The sequence below is a fragment of the Streptomyces candidus genome, assembly GCF_014207445.1.
Classification (GTDB): domain Bacteria; phylum Actinomycetota; class Actinomycetes; order Streptomycetales; family Streptomycetaceae; genus Streptomyces; species Streptomyces candidus.
On record NZ_JACHEM010000009.1, the window covers coordinates 166661 to 185693 of the forward strand.

Sequence of the window (19033 nt, forward strand, 5' to 3'; positions counted from 1 at the left end):
TTCTCATCGGACGGTCTCAGTGCGCGTCGGCGAGGTGCTGCGTGCCGATGCGCTTCCTGAAGACCCAGTACGTCCAGCCCTGGTAGAGCAGCACCAGCGGAGTGGCGATGGCTGCGCACCAGGTCATGATCTTCAGTGTGTACGGGCTGGACGAGGCGTTGGTGACGTTGAGGCTCCACGCCTCGTTCAGCGAGGACGGCATGACGTTCGGGAACAGCGCCAGGAACAGCATGGCGAACGCGGCCGCGATGGTCACGCCCGACAGTGCGAACGCCCATCCTTCGCGCCCCGCCGCCGTGCACACAAGGGCAACGGCAAGCGCCAGCACCGCTACGACCAGGGCGACAAGGCTGCTGGTACCGCCGCCCGTGTCGCGCTGGGTCCACACCAGGAAGACCAGCGCCAGCACAACCGCCACCGCGCCCAGCCGAAGCGCCAGGACCCGTGCCCGTACCCGGATGTCCCCGAGCGTCTTGAGTCCCGCGAACACCGCGCCGTGGAAGGTGAACAGGGTGAGCGTGACCAGCCCACCCAGCAGGGCGTACGGGTGGAGCAGGTCGAGGAAGTTTCCGACGTATTCCATGTCCTTGTCGATCTTCACGCCTCGCACGATGTTCGCGAAGGCCACGCCCCACAGGAAGGCGGGCAGCAGCGAGGTCCAGAAGATCGCGTGTTCCCAGTTGGTCTGCCAGCGTTCCTCGGCCCGCTTGTGCCGGTACTCGAAGGCGACTCCGCGCACGATCAGGCAGACCAGGATGAGCAGCAGCGGCAGATAGAAACCGCTGAAGAGGGTGGCGTACCACTCGGGGAAGGCGGCGAAGGTGGCACCGCCGGCGGTCAGCAGCCAGACCTCGTTGCCGTCCCAGACGGGTCCGATGGTGTTGATCAGGACCCGTCGTTCCTTGCGGTCCCTGGCGAGCAGTCTGGTCAGGACACCGATCCCGAAGTCGAAGCCCTCCAGGAAGAAGTAGCCGATCCACAGGACGGCGATCAGGACGAACCAGACGTCATGGAGTTCCACAGCAGTTCCCCATTCCTCAGTACGAGAAGGCCATCGGCCGGTCGGGATCGCGGTCGTCGCCGCCGATCTTCGTGGGCGGATTGAGGTCGGCCTCGGTGAGCTCCGGGGGGCCGATTCTGACGTACTTGATCATCAGCCTGACCTCGATCACGGCAAGCACCGCGTACAGGCTGGTGAAGACGAGCATCGAGGTGAGGACCTCGCCCTGCGAGACGCCGGGGGAGACAGCCGCGGAGGTCTTCAGGACGCCGTAGACGACCCAGGGCTGGCGTCCCATCTCGGTGAAGATCCAGCCCCACGAGCTGGCGATCAGCGGGAAGAGCATGGTCCACAGCGCGACGACCCAGTACAGGGAGGCGAGGCGGGGGCTGAGCACCTTCGTGCGGAAGAGCACCAGGTTCGGCACCTCGTCCTCGCCGGTCCGCAGCCCCGGTGGCAGCAGGAACCTCTTCCTGGTCAGCCACAGACCTAGCAGTCCGAGACCGAAGGACGCCATGCCGAAGCCGATCATCCAGCGGAAGCCCCAGTAGGCGACGGGGATGTTGGGCCGGTAGTCGCCGGGCCCGTACTTCTCCTGCGCGGCCTTGTTGAGTTCGTTGATGCCCGGCACGTACTCGGTGAAGTTGTCGTGAGCGAGGAAGGACAGCACGCCGGGGATCTCGATGGTGACCCGGTTGTGGCCCTTGTCGACGTCGCCGATCGCGAAGACGGAGAACGGGGCGGGCGCCTCGCCCTCCCAGAGGGCTTCGGCGGCGGACATCTTCATGGGCTGCTGCCTGTACATGACCTTGCCGAGCATGTCGCCGCTGATCGCGGTCATCAGACCGGCGATCACCACCGTGACCAGCCCGAGCCGGAGCGAGGTGCGCATCACCCCGATGTGCTTTCTGCGGGCCAGGTGAAAGGCGGCTATGCCGACCATGAAGGCACCACCGACCAGGAAGGCGGCGGTGATGGTGTGGAAGAACTGGTTGAGCGCGGTGTCCTGGGTGAGGACCTTCCAGAAGTCGGTGAGCTCGGCGCGCCCGCGCTCCTTGTTGATCCGGAAGCCGACCGGGTGCTGCATCCAGGAATTGGCCGCGAGGATGAAGTACGCGGAGAGGACGGTGCCTATCGACACCAGCCATATGCAGGCCAGGTGGATCTTCTTCGGCAGCTTGTCCCAGCCGAAGATCCACAGCCCGATGAAGGTCGATTCGAAGAAGAACGCGATCAGTGCTTCGAAGGCGAGCGGCGCACCGAAGATGTCGCCGACGAAGCGGGAGTAGTCGGACCAGTTCATCCCGAACTGGAACTCCTGCACGATGCCGGTGACGACCCCCATCGCGATGTTGATGAGGAAGAGCTTGCCCCAGAACTTGGTCGCCTTGAGGTACTTCTCCTTGTTGGTCCGCACCCAGGCGGTCTGCAGGCCGGCGGTGAGCGCGGCGAGCGAGATCGTCAGGGGGACGAACAGGAAGTGATAGACGGTGGTGATACCGAACTGCCATCGCGCCAGGGTCTCTGGCGCCAGAGCCAGGTCCACGTCGTCGCTCCTTACGTCACCGCAGCAACAGCGGCACTTTGCCCCTTTAATCCCATAGGTAATGGGATGAACGGGACGCGCTTGTGAACGCGTTCACATTCACAAGCATTATGTCGCACGTCTTTTCGGGGTCCTCCAGGGGGGTCCCCCTGGAAACCGCCGATGCCCCCACGGGCCGCATCAGGGCTCACAGGGGCACCGGAAGTCACAGCCGAACCCACAGCACGACCGGCGACAACGAAGAGCGCTTCACCGGCGGGGCCGCAGCCCAGCCCGGCCGGCAGAAGCATTAGAGCTCCTTGCGGAACTCCTCCGCCGCCTTCAGGAACAGATCGTTCGCCTCGGTCTCGCCGATCGTCACCCGCACCCCCTCGCCCGCGAACGGCCGGACCACGACGCCGGCCCGGTCGCACGCCGCCGCGAAGTCGGTCGTGCGGTCCCCCAGCCGCAGCCACACGAAGTTCGCCTGCGTCTCCGGCACCGTCCACCCCTGGCCGACCAGCGCCTCGTAGACCCGCGTGCGCTCACCCACCAGCGCGTCCACCCGCTCCAGCAGCGCGCTCTCGGAACGCAGCGAGGCGACCGCGGCCTCCTGGGCGATCTGGCTCACGCCGAACGGGACGGCCGTCTTGCGCAGCGCCGCCGCCACCGGCTCGTGCGCCACCGCGAAGCCGACCCGGAGCCCGGCCAGACCGTACGCCTTGGAGAAGGTACGCAGCACCGCCACGTTCGGACGGTCCCGGTGGAGCTCGATGCCGTCGGGCACCTGCTCGTCGCGGATGAACTCCCGGTACGCCTCGTCCAGTACGACCAGCACGTCCCCCGGCACCCGGTCCAGGAAGCGCTCCAGTTCCGCCCTGCGCACGACGGTGCCGGTGGGGTTGTTGGGGTTGCAGACGAAGATCAGCCGGGTCCGCTCGGTAATCGCGGCCGCCATCGCCTCCAGGTCGTGCACGTCGCCGTCGGTCAGCGGCACCGGGACCGCGGTGGCCCCGCTGACCTGCGTGATGATCGGATACGCCTCGAACGACCGCCACGCGTAGATGACCTCGTCGCCCGGCCCCGAGGTCGCCTGGAGCAGGGACTGCGCGACGCCGACCGAGCCCGTGCCGGTGGCCAGGTGGGATACGGGAACCCCGAAGCGTGCGGCGAGCTCCTCCATCAGACCCGTGCAGGCCATGTCCGGGTAGCGGTTGAAGCCGCCGGCCGCCTCGACCGCACGCTCCATGACGCCCGGCAGGGGAGGGAAGGGGTTCTCGTTGGAGGACAGCTTGTACGCCGTCGGCCCGTCGGCGTCGGCGGCAGCGGCCGGCTTGCCGGGCTTGTACGTGGGGATGCCGTCCAGCACCGCGCGCAGTCGGGGGTGCGCCTCGCTCGTACCGTTCGTCTCGCTCACTGAAGGTCCTCCTCGACCGTACGTACCGCCAATACTGCTCACCCTATGAGGATTGGGCGGCGCTGCGAAGGGGCTGCCGAAGGACGCTTCACCGGCCGGCCGGGACCTCCCGGAGGGCGCGAGCGGCAAGGGGCGCGCTCTCTCCGTGTTTGCGCGCCGGTGGCTCACGCCGTGGCGCGCGTCCCTCGAAGTGGTGAGTTGAGACCTCCCCGAAATATCCGCCAGCCACCGGGCCCGGACCGCATGCCGGAGGACTTCACGCCGAAGTGGCGACAACTCCCGCCGTTTCCATGGTCATTGAGCGCGTAGACCCATGCAGAAACGTGCCTGCTAATCGGCGCATATGCGCGAAGGCCAACCAGTGCTCCGCGCCCTACTATCGGCTCGCCATGACAGCAGCAGGGAAGCATCAGGTGAGCCGGACCGAGACACCCCGGCGAGGCAGTCGGCCAGGACGCGCGGGCATCCGGGATGTTGCCGCCGCGGCCGGCGTCTCCATCACGACTGTCTCCGACGCCCTCAACGGCAAGGGCCGGCTCCCGGACGCCACCCGCAGCCATGTCCGCGAGGTCGCCGACCGGCTGGGCTACCGCCCGTCGGCCGCGGCCCGAACCCTCCGTACCGGCAAGTCGGGCCTCATCGGTCTGACCGTCACCACGTACGGGGATGAACCTTTCACCTTCACCGAATTCGCGTACTTCGCGGAGATGGCCAGAGCCGCGACCTCGGCCGCGCTCGCCCGCGGCTACGCCCTCGTCATCCTCCCCGCGTCCTCCCGGCACAGCCCCTTCGACGTGTGGCAGAACGTCGCGCTCGACGGGACCGTCGTCATCGACCCCTCCGACGACGACCAGGTCGTCACCGAACTCATGCGCCAGGGCCTGCCTGTCGTCTCCGACGGACGCCCGTCCGGCGACCTCCCGGTCACCGCCTGGGTCGACAACGACCACGAGGCCGCCGTACTCGAACTCCTCGACCATCTCGCCGACGCCGGCGCCCGGCGCATCGGCCTGCTCACCGGAACCACCACCGACACCTACACCCGGCTCTCCACCACCGCCTATCTGCGCTGGTGCGAGCGCGTCGGACAGGACCCGGTGTACGAGTCCTACCCGGCGCACGACCCGTGTGCGGGCGCCGTCGCAGCCGACCGGCTGCTCGCCCGGCCGGACCGGCCGGACGCCGTGTACGGGCTCTTCGACCCCAACGGCACCGACCTCCTGGCCGCCGCCCGCCGCTACGGGCTGCGGGTTCCCGAGGACCTGCTGCTCGTCTGCTGTTCGGAGTCGACCGTGTACGCGAGCACCGAGCCGCCCATCACCACGCTCTCGCTCAAGCCCCGACGGATCGGCACCGCCGTCGTCCAGCTCCTCATCGACGCCATCGAGGGACTGAACACCGGGCAACCCGTCGAACAGGTGATACCGACCGAACTCATCATCCGTACCTCGTCCCAGCGACGCCCACCGCGCACCACGGTGAGCGCCCCGCGCTCGCCCTCGGGGGACTGACGCGGCGGGCCGCGGGCGCCGGGACGGGTCGATCGCGGGGAGCCGCCCCGGAATCCGTACCGGCCGGGCACTGGTACTGATCTCCGCAATCCGGGCGAAACCATCAGTGAACTGCGGGTGTACGCGGATTCACCACCCCTGGTGCCTCACACAGCACGGGCCGCATTCCTATGATGGGCGCACGACACGGCGGACCACCCGAGACCCGGTGGGAATTCCAAGGTGTACGGCGGTGCGACGGTGGTGGAGGGGTCAATGACTCAGGGGGCCGGTCAGGGACCCGCGGTGCGGACGGCGACGGTGCGGGACTTCCGGGTGCCTCCGTACGCGCAGGCACCCGTGGCGACGCCGTACGACACCGAGTCGGCGTACGACACGGAGCAGGCGTACGGCACGAAGCCGCCGCACGGTGCGGAACAGGCATACGGCGAAGGACACGCGTACGGCGGCCGTCAGGCATACGTACCGAACCAGGCGTACGGCGCCCCGCAGGCGTACGGGGAGCAGCAGCCCCACGACGGCCAGCAGGCGTACGGCGCGGACGCGTTCGGCGACGCCGGCGAGGAGCCCGAGGGCTACACGCCCACCCAGCGCGACCTCCCGGTGATAAGCCGGGACGACCAGGGCGGCCCCGGCGACACCCTGCGCATCCCGCAGCCCGACATGTCCGCCGCCCAGGAGGGCGAAGGGCTGGGCCCGCTGTTCGTCGTCGGCGATGTGCACGGCTACCTGGTCGAGCTCCTCGACGCCCTGCACGAGCAGGGACTGATCGACGACGAGGGTCACTGGGCGGCAGGCAACGCCCGGCTGTGGTTCCTCGGCGACTTCACCGACCGCGGCCCCGACGGCATCGGCGTCATCGACCTCGTGATGCGCCTCTCCGCGGAAGCGGCGGCGGCCGGCGGCTACTGCAAGGCGCTGATGGGCAACCACGAGCTGCTGCTGCTCGGCGCCCGGCGCTTCGGCGACACCGCCGTCAGCTCCGGAGCGGGCACCGCCACGTTTCAGGCCGCCTGGCTGCTCAACGGCGGTCAGAAGTACGACATGGAACGCCTCCAGGACGTCCACCTCCAGTGGATGGCCCGGCTGGACGCGGTGGCACTGGAGGACGGGCACCTCCTGACCCACTCCGACACCACCGCCTACCTGGACTACGGCAGCACCATCACGGACGTCAACGACACGGTGCACGACATCCTCACGCGCAACGACGCGGACGAATGCTGGGACGTCTTCCGCAAATTCACCAAGCGATTCGCTTTCCGTGACGAAGGCGGTGCCAATGCCGTACGGGAACTGCTCGCCGCATATGGCGGCGAGCGCATCGTGCACGGTCACAGCCCCATTCCCTACCTTCTGGGCGAGGTGGGGGGCGAGGACGCCGGAGACGGAGAGGGCAGCTCGGGGCCGGTCGTGGAGGGTCCGCACGTCTACGCGGACGGACTCGCGATCGCCATGGACGGCGGAGTGACCATGGCCGGAAAGCTTCTGGTGGTGCAACTCCCGCTGAATGACTGAGGGTGACGAGGGAAGACATACAGCCTACGAGCTCGCTCCGGGCTCCGGGCCAATTTCCTCAAACCCCCTGTCACCCCGTGCCGTAGGCGCTCTACCATCGGGTTATCCGTAGCAGGCTCTCCTCCGTTTCCGCCCAATTACCCGACCGACGCGGGAATTCGGCCCTACGGAGTATCGGGGGATGCACATGAACAGCGTTCCGCACCTGCTGGCCGAGGACCGCCCCGAGTTCGAGCGGACCCTCGACGAAGCACTGCGCACCGCCCACGAACATCCGGAAATCGCCGCGCTGGGCGGCCGGCTCAACAGCGAGCAGCTGCGCACCGCCGCACTCAACGCCCGGGAGATCATCGCCGGGCACGCCTCGGCCGAGTACGACCACTACGTGAAGGTGCGGGGCGATCTCCGCGCCCCCTCCCTGCCTGCGGCGGGCGCCCTGCTTCCGGCGGACATGAGCGAGAAGGCGGAGGCCTCGGGAGCGGGAGCCGTCGCCGTACTGGCCGTTCTGACGCCCGTACTGGCCGGCGTGGCCGCGGTGGTACTGCTGCTCGTCGGTTTTCTGCTGCGCCTGATCACGCCCGAACCGGCCGTCGCGGAGGCCCTGGTGACCGCCGGGTGGGTGTTCGGCGCGCTCGCCGCGGCAGGACTGCTCGGCGCGGCCATCGGACTGCTCATCACCGCACTGCGCAACGGCTCGACCGCGCTGCCGGTGGCCCGGCACACCGCCGGCACGGAGGAGATCGACCGGGCCAGGGAGGCCTGGAAGCACGCCCTGCTGGAGCGCGGCATCATCCCCTTCCTGCGCGACGCGCTCACCAGCCCGTCAGCGGACCAGGAACCGGACTCCGGGCCTCCCCGGCGGACCGGCCGCATCCCCGGTCTCGGTTACTCCCGTCCGGACTTCAGCAGTCCGAGCGAGAACAACGCCCACAACGGGCACAAGACCCGGCCCAGCTACTCCAGCCCGGACTTCTCCAGTCCCGACTACGGCGGCCCGGACCACACACCGGAGTGACGACGGCCCGGGCCCCGGAGCGAAAAAGCCCGGGTCCGGACCGCACAGCGGAGTGCCGGTGGTCCGGTCCACGAGCCGAACAACCCGGAACCACCGACTCCGCTTCTCCTTGGGAACGTTCGCCCGACGCTAGTCGGCGATCGGCAGATAGACCCGGTTGCCGGCTGCGGCGAACTCCTTGGACTTTTCCGCCATGCCCGCCTCGATCTCCTCGGCGGTGCCCCCGTGCTCCCGCCTGATGTCGTGGCTGATCTTCATCGAGCAGAACTTCGGCCCGCACATCGAGCAGAAGTGGGCCGTCTTCGCCGGTTCGGCGGGCAGCGTCTCGTCGTGGAACTCCCGTGCCGTGTCCGGGTCGAGGGCCAGGTTGAACTGGTCCTCCCACCGGAACTCGAAGCGGGCGTCCGACAGGGCGTCGTCCCACTCCTGCGCGCCGGGGTGTCCCTTGGCGAGGTCCGCCGCGTGCGCGGCGATCTTGTACGTGATGACGCCGGTCTTCACGTCGTCCCGGTTGGGCAGCCCCAGGTGCTCCTTGGGCGTCACGTAACAGAGCATCGCGGTGCCCCACCAGGCGATCATCGCGGCGCCGATGCCGGAGGTGATGTGGTCGTAGGCGGGGGCCACATCGGTCGTCAGTGGGCCGAGCGTGTAGAACGGCGCCTCCTCGCAGATCTCCTGCTGAAGGTCGATGTTCTCCTTGATTTTGTGCATCGGGACGTGTCCCGGGCCCTCGATCATCGTCTGTACGTGGAACCGCTTGGCGACCGTGTTGAGTTCCCCGAGCGTCGTCAGTTCCGCGAACTGAGCCTCGTCGTTGGCGTCCGCGATCGAGCCGGGGCGCAGGCCGTCGCCGAGGGAGTACGTCACGTCGTACGCCGCGAGAATCTCGCAGAGCTCCTCGAAGTGCTCGTACAGGAACGATTCCTTGTGGTGGGCCAGGCACCAGGCCGCCATGATCGATCCGCCGCGCGAGACGATGCCGGTCTTGCGGCGCGCGGTCAACGGCACGTACGCGAGGCGCACGCCCGCGTGGACGGTCATGTAGTCCACGCCCTGCTCGGCCTGTTCGATCACCGTGTCCTTGTAGACCTCCCAGGTCAGTTCCTCGGCGCGGCCGTCGACCTTCTCCAGTGCCTGGTAGAGCGGCACGGTGCCGATGGGAACGGGTGCGTTGCGCAGGATCCACTCGCGGGTGGTGTGGATGTTGCGGCCGGTGGACAGGTCCATGACGGTGTCCGCGCCCCACTTGGTCGCCCACGTCATCTTGTCCACCTCCTCCTCGATGGAGGAAGTGACCGCGGAGTTCCCGATGTTGGCGTTGACCTTCACCAGGAAGCGCTTGCCGATGATCATCGGCTCGATCTCCGGGTGGTTCACGTTCGCGGGCAGCACCGCGCGCCCGGCCGCGATCTCCTCCCGGACGACCTCGGGGGAGACGTTCTCCCGGATGGCCACGTACTCCATCTCCGGGGTGATCTCGCCGCGTCGTGCGTACGCGAGCTGGGTCACCGCCTGCCCGTCACGTCCCCGCCGGGGCTGGCGCGGGCGGCCGGGGAAGACCGCGTCGAGGTTCCGCAGGCCGCCGCGGGGCGAGGTGTGCTTGATGCCGTCGTCCTCGGGGCGGACCGGACGGCCCGCGTACTCCTCGGTGTCGCCACGGCCGATGATCCAGTTCTCGCGCAGCGGGGCGAGTCCGCGCCGTACGTCCGTCTCGATGGTCGGGTCGGTGTACGGGCCGGACGTGTCGTACAGCGTCACGTCCTTGCCATTGGTCAGGTGCACCTGGCGGACCGGCACCCGGAGGTCGGGGCGCGAGCCCTCGACGTACCCCTTGTGCCAGCCCGGCGTGCGCTCGCCCTCGTTGCGGGCAGGCGTGCGTGCATCCATCGTGGTCATGAGACCTACTCCCTACGCCGGCATTACCCGGTAACAGGTTCGGCGGTCGACGCAGCCTTTTCCGTACCCATGTGTACGGAGGTCAGCGCCCTCTCAGCCCGGTGCTCCGAGCTCCCGCGTGTGCAAAAGGTTTGACCCCACGCTAACGCCCCTACGGCCGCGCTGAACAGAGGGCCCCCGACGTTCTTGCGATGATCGGGCGGTGACCCCACCCCAGCCGCCTCCCCCGACACCGTCCCAGCCGCCGTCCTCACCCGGCCCTGCGCAGGGCCCCCCGCCGTCCGCCCACGCCCATGGGCACAGCCACAGTCATGGTCCCGCGGCGCCCGTGTCCCAGCACCTGCGCAAGGTGATCGCGGCCGTGCTGATTCCTTTCGCCACGGCCGTTCTCGTCGGACTCGCCGTCCTGTGGCCCGGCGGCGCGCCCGCCCATGAGCGCACCGGCGTGGGTTTCGACCGGCAGACCGAGAAGGGCCGTGTCGTCCAGGTCGACGAGATCGACTGCAAGGGCGCGGGCGTCGCCCCGCAGCCGCAGCAGGAGGGAGGCGGTACTCCGCCGGCACCACCGAGCGGTGAAGGCGAGCAGGGCGGCAAGACCGACTGCAAGAAGGCGAAGATCGAGGTTCTCACCGGCTCCGGCAAGGGCCGCACCTTCGACGAGATCGTGCAGCCGGGCGCGCCACGGCAGTTGAAGCAGGGTCAGGGTGTCGTCGTGGCATACGCCCCCGACGCGCCCCGCGACCTCCAGTACTCCGTCACCGACGTGAACCGGAAGCTCCCGCTCACCCTGCTCGCCGGTATCTTCGCGCTCGCCGTGGTGATCGTCGGCCGGATGAAAGGGCTCATGGCGCTGGTCGCGCTGGTGGCCTCGTTCGCGATCCTGACCCTGTTCATCCTCCCGGCCATCCTCCAGGGGTCGAACCCGCTGGTCGTAGCGGTGGTCGGAGCCAGTGCCATCATGCTGATCGCGCTGTACGCCTGCCACGGGCTCAACGCCCGCACCTCCGTCGCCGTCGTCGGCACCCTCATCTCGCTGCTCCTCATCGGGCTGCTCGGATCCCTCTTCATCGGCTGGGCGTTCCTGTCCGGCAACGTCGACGACAACACCGGCCTCATCCACAGCCTCTACCCGTCGATCGACATGAGCGGCCTGCTGCTCGCGGGCGTCATCATCGGCTCGCTCGGGGTCCTCGACGACGTGACGGTCACCCAGACGTCCGCCGTCTGGGAACTGCACCAGGCCGACCCGACAATGGGCCCGCGGGCCCTGTACCGGGCGGGCATCCGCATCGGGCGCGACCACATCGCATCCGTCGTGAACACCCTGGTCCTGGCCTACGCGGGCGCCGCCCTCCCGCTGCTCCTGCTGTTCTCCATCGCGCAGAGCAGCGTGGGTACGGTCGCCAACAGCGAACTGGTCGCCGAGGAGATCGTCCGTACCCTCATCGGCTCGATCGGCCTGGTCGCCTCGGTTCCGGTCACCACGGCGCTCGCCGCACTGGTCGTCTCCGCCGACCGCACCGGCGCGAAGGCGGGCGAGGGCACCGCTTCCTCCACTCCGCCGGTACGCACCGGGCGCGGCCGGCGCCGCAAGACCTGAGCCGGGGCGAGAGAGGGGCCACGGCCACAGGAGCGTGGCGGGCCCGGGGCACATACCGGAGCGGCGGCCGGATCACTCCGGCCGCCGCTCATGTGCGGGGGGCGGTAAACCTGCCCGCCCGCCGTGTTTCCGGCGTGGGTTCAGCCCGCGTTCTCCTCGGCGAGGATCCGCCCGAGCTCGTCCTCCAGACACCCGGCATAGTCACTCTGCGTGTGCTCCTGGCCGAGCGGCACGAGCTTGTCGGTGCGGTCGAGGAACGCCACGAGCGGTGCCGCGCTCGCTCTGAACAGCGCCCGGTCCGCGCCGACCTGAAGTCGGAGGTGGACGTCGGCCAGCTCGTCCGGGTCGGAGGGCGAGATGTGCACATCGCCTTCGCCGCAGGGCTCGTTGATCCCGTCGACCAACAGCTCTCTACCGAAAGCCCAGGTCACAGGCGCGTCCCCGGGCAAATGGAAGGTCAGGCGAATCGCATACGGGTCCTTCGCCTCGTACATGAGCTCTACCGGAATACGAAAGGAGAGCTCCTCCGAGACGAGGAAGCTCATCATGACCTCTGCCTGAACCGACTCGCGCATCGCCAACCCTGACGTAGATGGAAGTGCCGGAACGTTCCCCTCCGGTCCTCTTGACGCCATCGTGGTCGAAGCAGTAGCAGATCACAAGGAGTGAGTTTTCAGATACTGATAGAGAACATGAGCGAACGGACCACCTCGGTGATTTCCTCGCTCAGTCGTTCGATCGCGGGGGCGAGACGGCTCTCTTGTGCGAGGGGCACGGAGATCGCCATCACGGCAGCGGTCCGCCCAAGGGTGATCGGAATCGCCGCGCACGCCGTCCCGAGCATGTACTGCTCGCGTTCCACGACCGTCCGCGTACGCTCGATCGCCGCCAGCCGCTCCAGCAGGGACGCACCGTCGCGCACGGTGTACGGGGTGATCGCCTCGACGGGATGACGGCGGAGGTGGTCGAGCCGGGATCCGGTGTCCAGCTGCGCCAGCAGGCACTGCCCGATCGCGTGCGCGTGCGCCGTCTCACGGAAGTCCGCCCACTCCTCGACGGCGGGGTGTTCGGAGCTCTCGACGAGGACCGTCGGTTCGATTTCGCCGTCGTGGTAGACGGCGAAGTACACGGCGACGCCGAGCGTGTCGCGCCAGCGCTCCATCGTGGACAGCACCGCCTCCCGTCTGCGCTGCTCGCAGCTCCCGCGCCCGAGCCGCGCGGCCGCCGGGCCGAGCACGAAGACCCCCTGCTCACGTCGGAGGTATCCCTCGTGAGTCAGGGTGCGCAACAGGTGGTACGCGGTGGGCAGGGGCAGGCCCGCCTCCCGTGCGAGCTGCTTGGCGGGGGCGCCGTCGGTATGGACGCTGACGGCTTCGAGCAGGCGCAGCGCACGCTGCACCGAGCCGATCAGAGTGGGTGCCGGCCCGTCCGGCCCGGCGGGGCCGGGTACGACGGTGTTGAGCACGGACGCCGCGGGCGCGGGCACCTCGGGCGTACTCGCTGCAGGTGCGGGCGCCCCGGGCGGACCCGTCGCGGGTACGGACACCCCCGACGGACCCGCTGCGGGGGCGGGCACCGCGGGCGGTCGTGCTGTGAAGAGGGCGCCGGTCTGAGCTCTGGGCTGGGCCGTGGCCATGGGTCACTCCCGGGGTCCCGAGGGGCAACGCGGTCGCCGGGGAGCGGGACTCCCGGGTGACGGCAGCGGTTTTTCACCCTAACTGCCGGTCCCCAGGGCTCAGTTGCTTTCACGTGTCAAATTCCCCCCGGCGGGCTAACGCCCGCACGGGCTACCAGTCGCTTGGCTACCAGTCGCCGCGTGAGGAGCCCCCGGCCGAGGAGGACGCCATGAACCGCCGGACGACGTAGATCAGACCGCCGACCAGCGCCACCAGGAGCAGCAGTTTGAACAGCAGGCCGACCAGCGCGCCGATCGCGGCCAGGATCGTGCCGCCGAAGACCAGCAGGACCAGCGCCGGGATCGCGATCCACTTCACCCAGCCCGGCAGACCCGCGAATATTTCCCGTGCAGCCATTTTCTTGCCTCTCCCTCGGCCCGGGTTCCACCCGGCGCAGTGATGGTTCCTTGGCTCCGATGCTAGGCGGGGGACCGCCCGCACGGAGGGCCGGAAGCCCTTGAAGACCCCTGACCCGCCCCCTAGGGACCCGGGGCGTTTCACGTGAAACATTCCCGGGTTCCGCACGCGCCGGACCGGCGGAACGCACTCAGCTCTCGGGCGGGGAGAACACCACCAGCACCCTCAAGTCCTCCGAGATGTGATGGAACTTGTGCGCCGTCCCAGCCGGCACGTGGACCACGCTGCCCCGCGCCACCTGCGTCGTCTCCATGCCGACCGTGATCGCCGCCCGACCGCTGACGACGAAGTAGATCTCGTCCTCGTGGTGCGGCGTCTGCGGATCCGAGTCGCCCGCATCGAGCGCGTACAGGCCGGCCGACATGTTCCGTTCCTTGAGGAACTGCAGATACGCGCCGTCGTTGGCGGCACGCTCCGCCTCCAGCTCGTCCAGTCGGAATGCCTTCATGCTCGATCCGCTCCTCGCCGTGTGATCGCTCCTTGCCTGTCCGGAGCGATCATCTCTGCCACGATCAGACACATGATGAATTTCGCAGTCAAGACGATCGCCAACGCGGTGGCCCTCTGGGTGGCCGTGTGGCTCGTCCAGGACATCACGCTCGACGGTGACAGCACCGGCCGTGAGGTCGGCACACTGATCGTCGTCGCCCTGCTCTTCGGACTGGTGAACTTCCTGGTCAAGCCGGTGGTGAAGCTTCTGTCCTTCCCGCTGTTCGTGCTCACGCTCGGACTGTTCACGCTGGTCGTCAACGCGCTGATGCTGCTGCTGACGTCGTGGCTGGCCGACAGATTCGACCTCGCCTTCCACGTGGAGGGCTTCTGGACGGCGGTCCTCGGCGCACTGATCATCAGCGTCGTCTCCTGGGCGCTGAACATGCTGCTCCCCGACGGAAGGGACTGATCCCGATGCCGATGTCCAGCCAAGACGGCGACGGCACCCGGTCCGTACGGGCCGGGCTGCCCGAGCCCGAGGCCTATGAACCGATGCTTCCCGGGCCTGTGTTCGCCGCGCACTTCCACTTGCCCGGCGAGCCCACCGGCCCGTACACCTACGGCCGCGACGAGAACCCGACCTGGACCCACCTGGAGCGGGCCATCGGTGAGCTGGAGGCCCCGCCGAGCGAGAACGGGGGCCAGGCCGCGCACACCGTCGTCTTCGCTTCCGGCATGGCCGCCGTCTCCGCCGTACTGCTCTCGCAGGCGAAGGCCGGGGACACCGTGGTCCTCCCCGACGACGGCTACCAGGCGCTGCCCCTCGTACGGGAGCAGCTGGAGGCGTACGGGGTTCAGGTGCGCACCGCACCGACCGCGGGTGAGGCACAGATGGCTCACCTCCCCGGGGCGCGGCTGTTGTGGATCGAGTCGCCGTCCAACCCCGGCCTCGACGTCTGCGACATCCGGCTCCTCGCCGACGCCGCTCACGAGGCGGGCGCTCTGGTCGCCGTCGACAACAGCCTCGCCACCCCGCTCGGTCAGCGCCCCCTGGACCTGGGCGCCGACTTCTCGGTGGCCAGCGGAACCAAGGGACTCACCGGCCACGGCGACATCCTGCTGGGTTACGTGACCTGCCGGGACGCCGAGCTGGCGGCACGGGTACGACGCTGGCGCAAGGTCGTCGGCGCGATTCCCGGCCCGATGGAAGCCTGGCTCGCCCACCGCTCCCTGGCCACCCTCCAACTGCGCGCCGACCGCCAGGGCGCCACCGCCCTCGCACTGGCCACCGCGCTGCGGGCGCACCCTGCCGTACGCGACCTGCGCTACCCCGGGCTGCCCGACGACCCCTCCTACCCGACCGCCTCGCGGCAGATGCGACGCTTCGGCTGCGTGGTGTCCTTCACGCTGCCGGACAGGGGGTTCGCGGAGAAGTTCCTGGACGGACTGCGGCTGGTCGACGACGCGACGAGCTTCGGCGGTCTGCGGTCCACGGCCGAGCGGCGCGGACGGTGGGGCGGCGACGCCGTACCGGAGGGATTCATCCGGCTGTCGGTGGGTGCGGAGGACGCGGACGACCTGATCGCGGACGTGCTGCGGTCACTCGACGCGACGGTCGGATGAGTAGCCCTGCCTAGCCGCCTGGCGTAGGGCAGACGGTCCGAGCCTCCCCCCTCGTGGCTCGGACCGTCCCGGTTCTGCGCGCGAAGAACCGCCTGCACAAGGCTAGTTGACTGTGCGTCAGTGTCCAATCACGCTAGCGACAGAGACCTATCGACATATTTATACTGCGTCTTCGGCAACACCGGCGGGGACCGGACCGCGGTGCCTGGACGGCGGGACGGGACGGGCGGACATCCGCCCTCGGCACCGGCGACCGGGCACCGCGCAATGCGGAAGGCACGATATGGATCTCGCCCTGCTGCGCACCTTCGTCACGGTCCACCGGGCCGGCTCCTTCACCCGGGCCGCGGCTCTGCTCGGCCTGTCCCAGCCCGCGGTCACCGGCCAGATACGTACCCTGGAGCGGCAGTTGGGCCGCCCGCTCTTCCTGCGCCGGGCCCGCGGTGTCACCCCCACCGCCATCGGCGACGAACTCGCCCACCGTGCCGCGCCCCACCTCGACGCACTCGTCGAGATCACCGAGACCGGTCTCGACGACCACACCGGCGTACGCACCCTGCACCTGGCCGGCCCTCCGGAATTCACCTCGCTGCGCGCCCTGCCCGCGCTGTCCCCGCTCACCGCCCAGGGCCTGGCGTTGCGAGTCTCCTTCGGCAACTCCGAGGAAAATCTCGCCGGCCTCGCCGACGGCCACCACGACCTGGCCCTCACCACGGACCGTCCGCGCGGCGGACTGCTGACGGCCACCGCTCTCTGCGACGAGGAGCACGTCCTGGTTGCCGCCCCCCGCTGGGCAAAACACCTCACCCCCGAGCTCCTCGCGGACAAGGGGGCCGTCGTCCTGGAGCAGCTCCCGGTGGTCGAGGTGCACGAGAGCCTGCCGCTCGTCGCCCGGTACTGGGCCGCCGTCTTCGACACCCCGCCCGCCGCCGCGGGCACCGTCGTCGCTCCCGATCTGCGTGCCGTCCTGACCGCCACGGCCGCGGGCGCGGGCCTCGCCGTCCTGCCGCGCTACCTGTGCGAGAACGAACTCGCGACGGGTGCGGTGGTGGCTCTGTACGAGCCCGCCGTCCCCCCGTTGCGGACCTACTTCCTCGCGGTGCGCGCCGGCACTCTCGCTCATCCGCACATCGCGCGGGCACACGAATGGCTGCTGCGCGCGGCCGGCGACTGGTGCTGAACCCGCCCCCGGGGGCCATCGGGCCTGTCCCGGCCGTTGTCCGGCGGAGTGCCAACAGGCGCGAGGGAGTTTCGGAGGGCCCCCGGCGGGCCACGTTATTGCCATGACCGAACGTCCCGTGGTCAAGCGCACCGCACGCGCCGTCCTCCTCGACGGCGAGAACCTCGTCCTGATCAAACGCACCAAGCCCGGCGTCGACCCGTACTGGGTGACGCCCGGCGGCGGGGTGGAGCCCGAGGACGCCACCGTCGTCGACGCCCTCCACCGTGAGGTCGACGAGGAACTCGGGGCCAAGATCACCGATGTGGTGCCCTGCTTCGTCGACACCGTCGAGCACATCACCGGGGACGGCCTCCCCGGCGCGAAGGTGCAGCACTTCTTCGTCTGCCGTCTGGAGTCCATGGACCCGGCGCGACGCCACGGCCCCGAGGTCGACGAACCGCTCGGCGAGTACGAGATCGTCCGCATCCCGTTCAGCCGCGTCGGCATCGCCGCCGTACACCTCGTACCACTGTCCTTGCGCCACTACCTCGACGGCAACATCGAGGGTGTGCGCGCGCTGCTCGCCCCCGACCTGGGCTGAATCCCTGCGGCCCGGCTTCGGCGATCCCTGTCGGGTGGTCCGTCCTGCGGCCGGGCTAATCCCCGGCGGCCACCAGTTCCTCGACCGAGTCGTGACGTATACGGCTGCCCGGTATGCCTGCCGTCCTGAGTGCGTGGAGCCCGCTGCGGATCATGCCGGGCGGTCCCGCGAGGTACGCGTCGTACGACATCCAGGGGCCGAACTGCCGGACCGCGTCCGGGAACCGCGCCCGGTCGTCGACCACCGGGCGCACCGACAGCCAGGGATGCGCCTTCGCCAGCCGCAGCATGGTGTCGATGTCGTACAGGGCGTCATCGGTGCGCGCCCCGTAGAACACCTCCATCGGTCGCCGCTCGCCGTGCTGCGCCACGTCCTCGACCAGCGCCTTGATCGGCGCGATGCCGGTACCGCCGCCGATGCAGAGCAGCCCGCTGTCCGTCGTGTGGTCCACCGTCATCGATCCGGCGGGCGGGCCCAGCCGCAGCACGTCCCCGGGCCGGGCCCGGTGCACCAACGCGTTCGACACCCAGCCCGCCGGAACCGCCTTCACGTGCAGCGTGAGCAAACCGTCCGCACGGGGCGCCGCAGCGAAGGAGTAGTGCCGCCAGATCCGCGGCCACCACGGCGTCTCCAGGCTCGTGTACTGCCCCGCCAGGAAGGGATACGGCTGGTCGGGACGCAGGGTCAGCTCCGCCACCTCGGGGGTACGCAGGTCGTGCGCAACGACCTCCGCCCGCCACCAGGCCGGGGATCTGAGCTCGCTCTCCGCCGCCGCGTCGATCATGACCTGCGAGATCGTCGTGTACGCGCGCACCCACGCGGCCTCCGTCTCCTGGTCCCAGACCGCCTCCGCGTACCGGGCCAGCGCCCCGATCAGGGCTTCGCCGACGGCCGGGTAGTGCGCGGCCCGAGTGCCGTATTTCCGGTGCCCGGAGCCCAGCTGCCGCAAGTACTCGGTGAGCGTTCGCGGATCGTCCATGTGCTCGGCCGCAGTCAGCAGCGCCTTGAAGAGGCGGTCCCGCTGGGTGTCCATCGCGGGCGGGAACAGGTCCCGCAGGGCGGGATGGCGCAGGAACAGCAGCGCGTAGAAGTACGAGGTCGCGCGGTCGGCGACAGGCTCGATCTCGGCCAGGGTGCGCCGTACCCGAAGCGCGTCCGTAGAGGGCCGCCCCGCCGACCGCTCACCGTGGAGAAGGTCCGGCGCGGGGCCGGTGCCGGATTCCGGCTCGCGTTCCTGAGGGGCGTCGCGCTCGGGGTCTGCGGAGGCGGACGCAGTGGGAACGCCGGACGCCGCGAGACCGATGGACCCGTCGAGGGCGGGGCCCTCGACGGGCACGGGGGGCGCGTCGGGGCCGGGACCGCCGACGGGAGCGTCGACGGCACTGAGCGCACTGGACGTGCCGAGGGCTGCGGGAGCATACAGAGCGCCGGCCATCTCGCCGGTGGCCGCCTCGTCGTTCCCGCCGCTTTCTCTGCCCGCGTCGCTGTTCCCAGCGGCCGGAGTGGTCAGAGCATCCATCGTGTGCCTCGCCTCGAACATCATGTGGTCGCGCTTCTCCCTCAATCAGAGCAAGGCGGAAAAGCTGCGCGTCCGCCGCAGTTCCCGTCGTCGCAGCGTGTCAGCCCGTCCCTCGGAACGG

Annotated in this window: 17 protein-coding genes; 8 read left to right on the forward strand and 9 right to left on the reverse strand. The window is 69.4% G+C overall.

Features of this window, described 5'->3' with window-relative positions:
- Positions 1–16: 16 nt before the first annotated feature.
- From cydB to hisC, 3 genes are all read right to left on the reverse strand, one after another.
- Positions 17–1021, reverse strand: a complete 1005-nt coding sequence (gene cydB / locus HNQ79_RS18520; protein ID WP_185032416.1) for a cytochrome d ubiquinol oxidase subunit II — start codon at positions 1019–1021, stop codon at positions 17–19.
- Positions 1022–1037: 16 nt separating this feature from the next.
- Complete coding sequence (locus HNQ79_RS18525) at positions 1038–2546, reverse strand: cytochrome ubiquinol oxidase subunit I (protein ID WP_185032419.1); 1509 nt, start codon at positions 2544–2546, stop codon at positions 1038–1040.
- Positions 2547–2835: 289 nt separating this feature from the next.
- A complete protein-coding gene (gene hisC, locus HNQ79_RS18530; protein ID WP_185032421.1) occupies positions 2836–3942 on the reverse strand; it encodes a histidinol-phosphate transaminase in 1107 nt (368 codons plus the stop codon).
- Between the two features lie 389 nt (positions 3943–4331).
- Between hisC and HNQ79_RS18535 the strand changes: the two genes are divergently transcribed.
- From HNQ79_RS18535 to HNQ79_RS18545, 3 genes are all read left to right on the forward strand, one after another.
- A complete protein-coding gene (locus HNQ79_RS18535; RefSeq protein ID WP_185032423.1) occupies positions 4332–5453 on the forward strand; it encodes a LacI family DNA-binding transcriptional regulator in 1122 nt (373 codons plus the stop codon).
- A gap of 255 nt (positions 5454–5708) precedes the next feature.
- On the forward strand, positions 5709–6971 hold the full coding sequence (locus HNQ79_RS18540; protein WP_185032425.1) for a metallophosphoesterase: 1263 nt from the start codon (positions 5709–5711) through the stop codon (positions 6969–6971).
- Positions 6972–7152: 181 nt separating this feature from the next.
- Positions 7153–7986, forward strand: coding sequence for a hypothetical protein (locus tag HNQ79_RS18545; protein WP_185032427.1), 834 nt, complete (start codon positions 7153–7155; stop codon positions 7984–7986).
- 129 nt (positions 7987–8115) lie between these two features.
- Here the strand turns inward: HNQ79_RS18545 and thiC are convergent, their stop codons facing one another.
- A complete protein-coding gene (gene thiC / locus HNQ79_RS18550) occupies positions 8116–9882 on the reverse strand; it encodes a phosphomethylpyrimidine synthase ThiC (RefSeq protein WP_185032429.1) in 1767 nt (588 codons plus the stop codon).
- Positions 9883–10084: 202 nt separating this feature from the next.
- On the opposite strand from thiC, the gene HNQ79_RS18555 reads away from it, so the two are divergent.
- Positions 10085–11482, forward strand: coding sequence for a YibE/F family protein (locus HNQ79_RS18555; protein WP_185032431.1), 1398 nt, complete (start codon positions 10085–10087; stop codon positions 11480–11482).
- A gap of 140 nt (positions 11483–11622) precedes the next feature.
- Here the strand turns inward: HNQ79_RS18555 and HNQ79_RS18560 are convergent, their stop codons facing one another.
- From HNQ79_RS18560 to HNQ79_RS18575, 4 genes are all read right to left on the reverse strand, one after another.
- Positions 11623–12057: an SsgA family sporulation/cell division regulator gene (locus HNQ79_RS18560; protein WP_185032433.1), complete on the reverse strand. Its 435-nt coding sequence runs from the start codon at positions 12055–12057 to the stop codon at positions 11623–11625.
- A gap of 98 nt (positions 12058–12155) precedes the next feature.
- Positions 12156–12893 carry an IclR family transcriptional regulator gene (locus tag HNQ79_RS18565; RefSeq protein WP_260421707.1) on the reverse strand — a complete coding sequence of 246 codons (738 nt, stop codon included), beginning with the start codon at positions 12891–12893 and terminating at the stop codon, positions 12156–12158.
- A gap of 391 nt (positions 12894–13284) precedes the next feature.
- Positions 13285–13515: a DUF5326 family protein gene (locus HNQ79_RS18570; protein ID WP_185032437.1), complete on the reverse strand. Its 231-nt coding sequence runs from the start codon at positions 13513–13515 to the stop codon at positions 13285–13287.
- 190 nt (positions 13516–13705) lie between these two features.
- Positions 13706–14023 (reverse strand): cupin domain-containing protein, encoded by a 318-nt coding sequence (locus tag HNQ79_RS18575; RefSeq protein ID WP_185032439.1) that lies wholly within the window; start codon positions 14021–14023, stop codon positions 13706–13708.
- 72 nt (positions 14024–14095) lie between these two features.
- Here HNQ79_RS18575 and HNQ79_RS18580 point away from each other — a divergent pair, with 72 nt between their 5' ends.
- The 4 genes from HNQ79_RS18580 (at position 14096) to HNQ79_RS18595 (ending at position 17393) form a co-directional block, all read left to right on the forward strand.
- Complete coding sequence (locus HNQ79_RS18580; RefSeq protein ID WP_185032441.1) at positions 14096–14476, forward strand: phage holin family protein; 381 nt, start codon at positions 14096–14098, stop codon at positions 14474–14476.
- An 11-nt stretch (positions 14477–14487) separates the two neighbouring features.
- Complete coding sequence (locus HNQ79_RS18585; RefSeq protein WP_229923257.1) at positions 14488–15630, forward strand: cystathionine gamma-lyase; 1143 nt, start codon at positions 14488–14490, stop codon at positions 15628–15630.
- A gap of 283 nt (positions 15631–15913) precedes the next feature.
- Positions 15914–16810: a LysR family transcriptional regulator gene (locus HNQ79_RS18590; protein ID WP_185032445.1), complete on the forward strand. Its 897-nt coding sequence runs from the start codon at positions 15914–15916 to the stop codon at positions 16808–16810.
- A gap of 103 nt (positions 16811–16913) precedes the next feature.
- On the forward strand, positions 16914–17393 hold the full coding sequence (locus tag HNQ79_RS18595; RefSeq protein WP_185032447.1) for an NUDIX domain-containing protein: 480 nt from the start codon (positions 16914–16916) through the stop codon (positions 17391–17393).
- A 55-nt stretch (positions 17394–17448) separates the two neighbouring features.
- Here HNQ79_RS18595 and HNQ79_RS18600 read toward each other — a convergent pair whose 3' ends face one another.
- The gene (locus tag HNQ79_RS18600; RefSeq protein ID WP_185032449.1) at positions 17449–18912 is read right to left on the reverse strand and encodes a globin domain-containing protein; all 1464 of its coding nucleotides are present in this window, start codon (positions 18910–18912) and stop codon (positions 17449–17451) included.
- Positions 18913–19033: the final 121 nt, after the last annotated feature.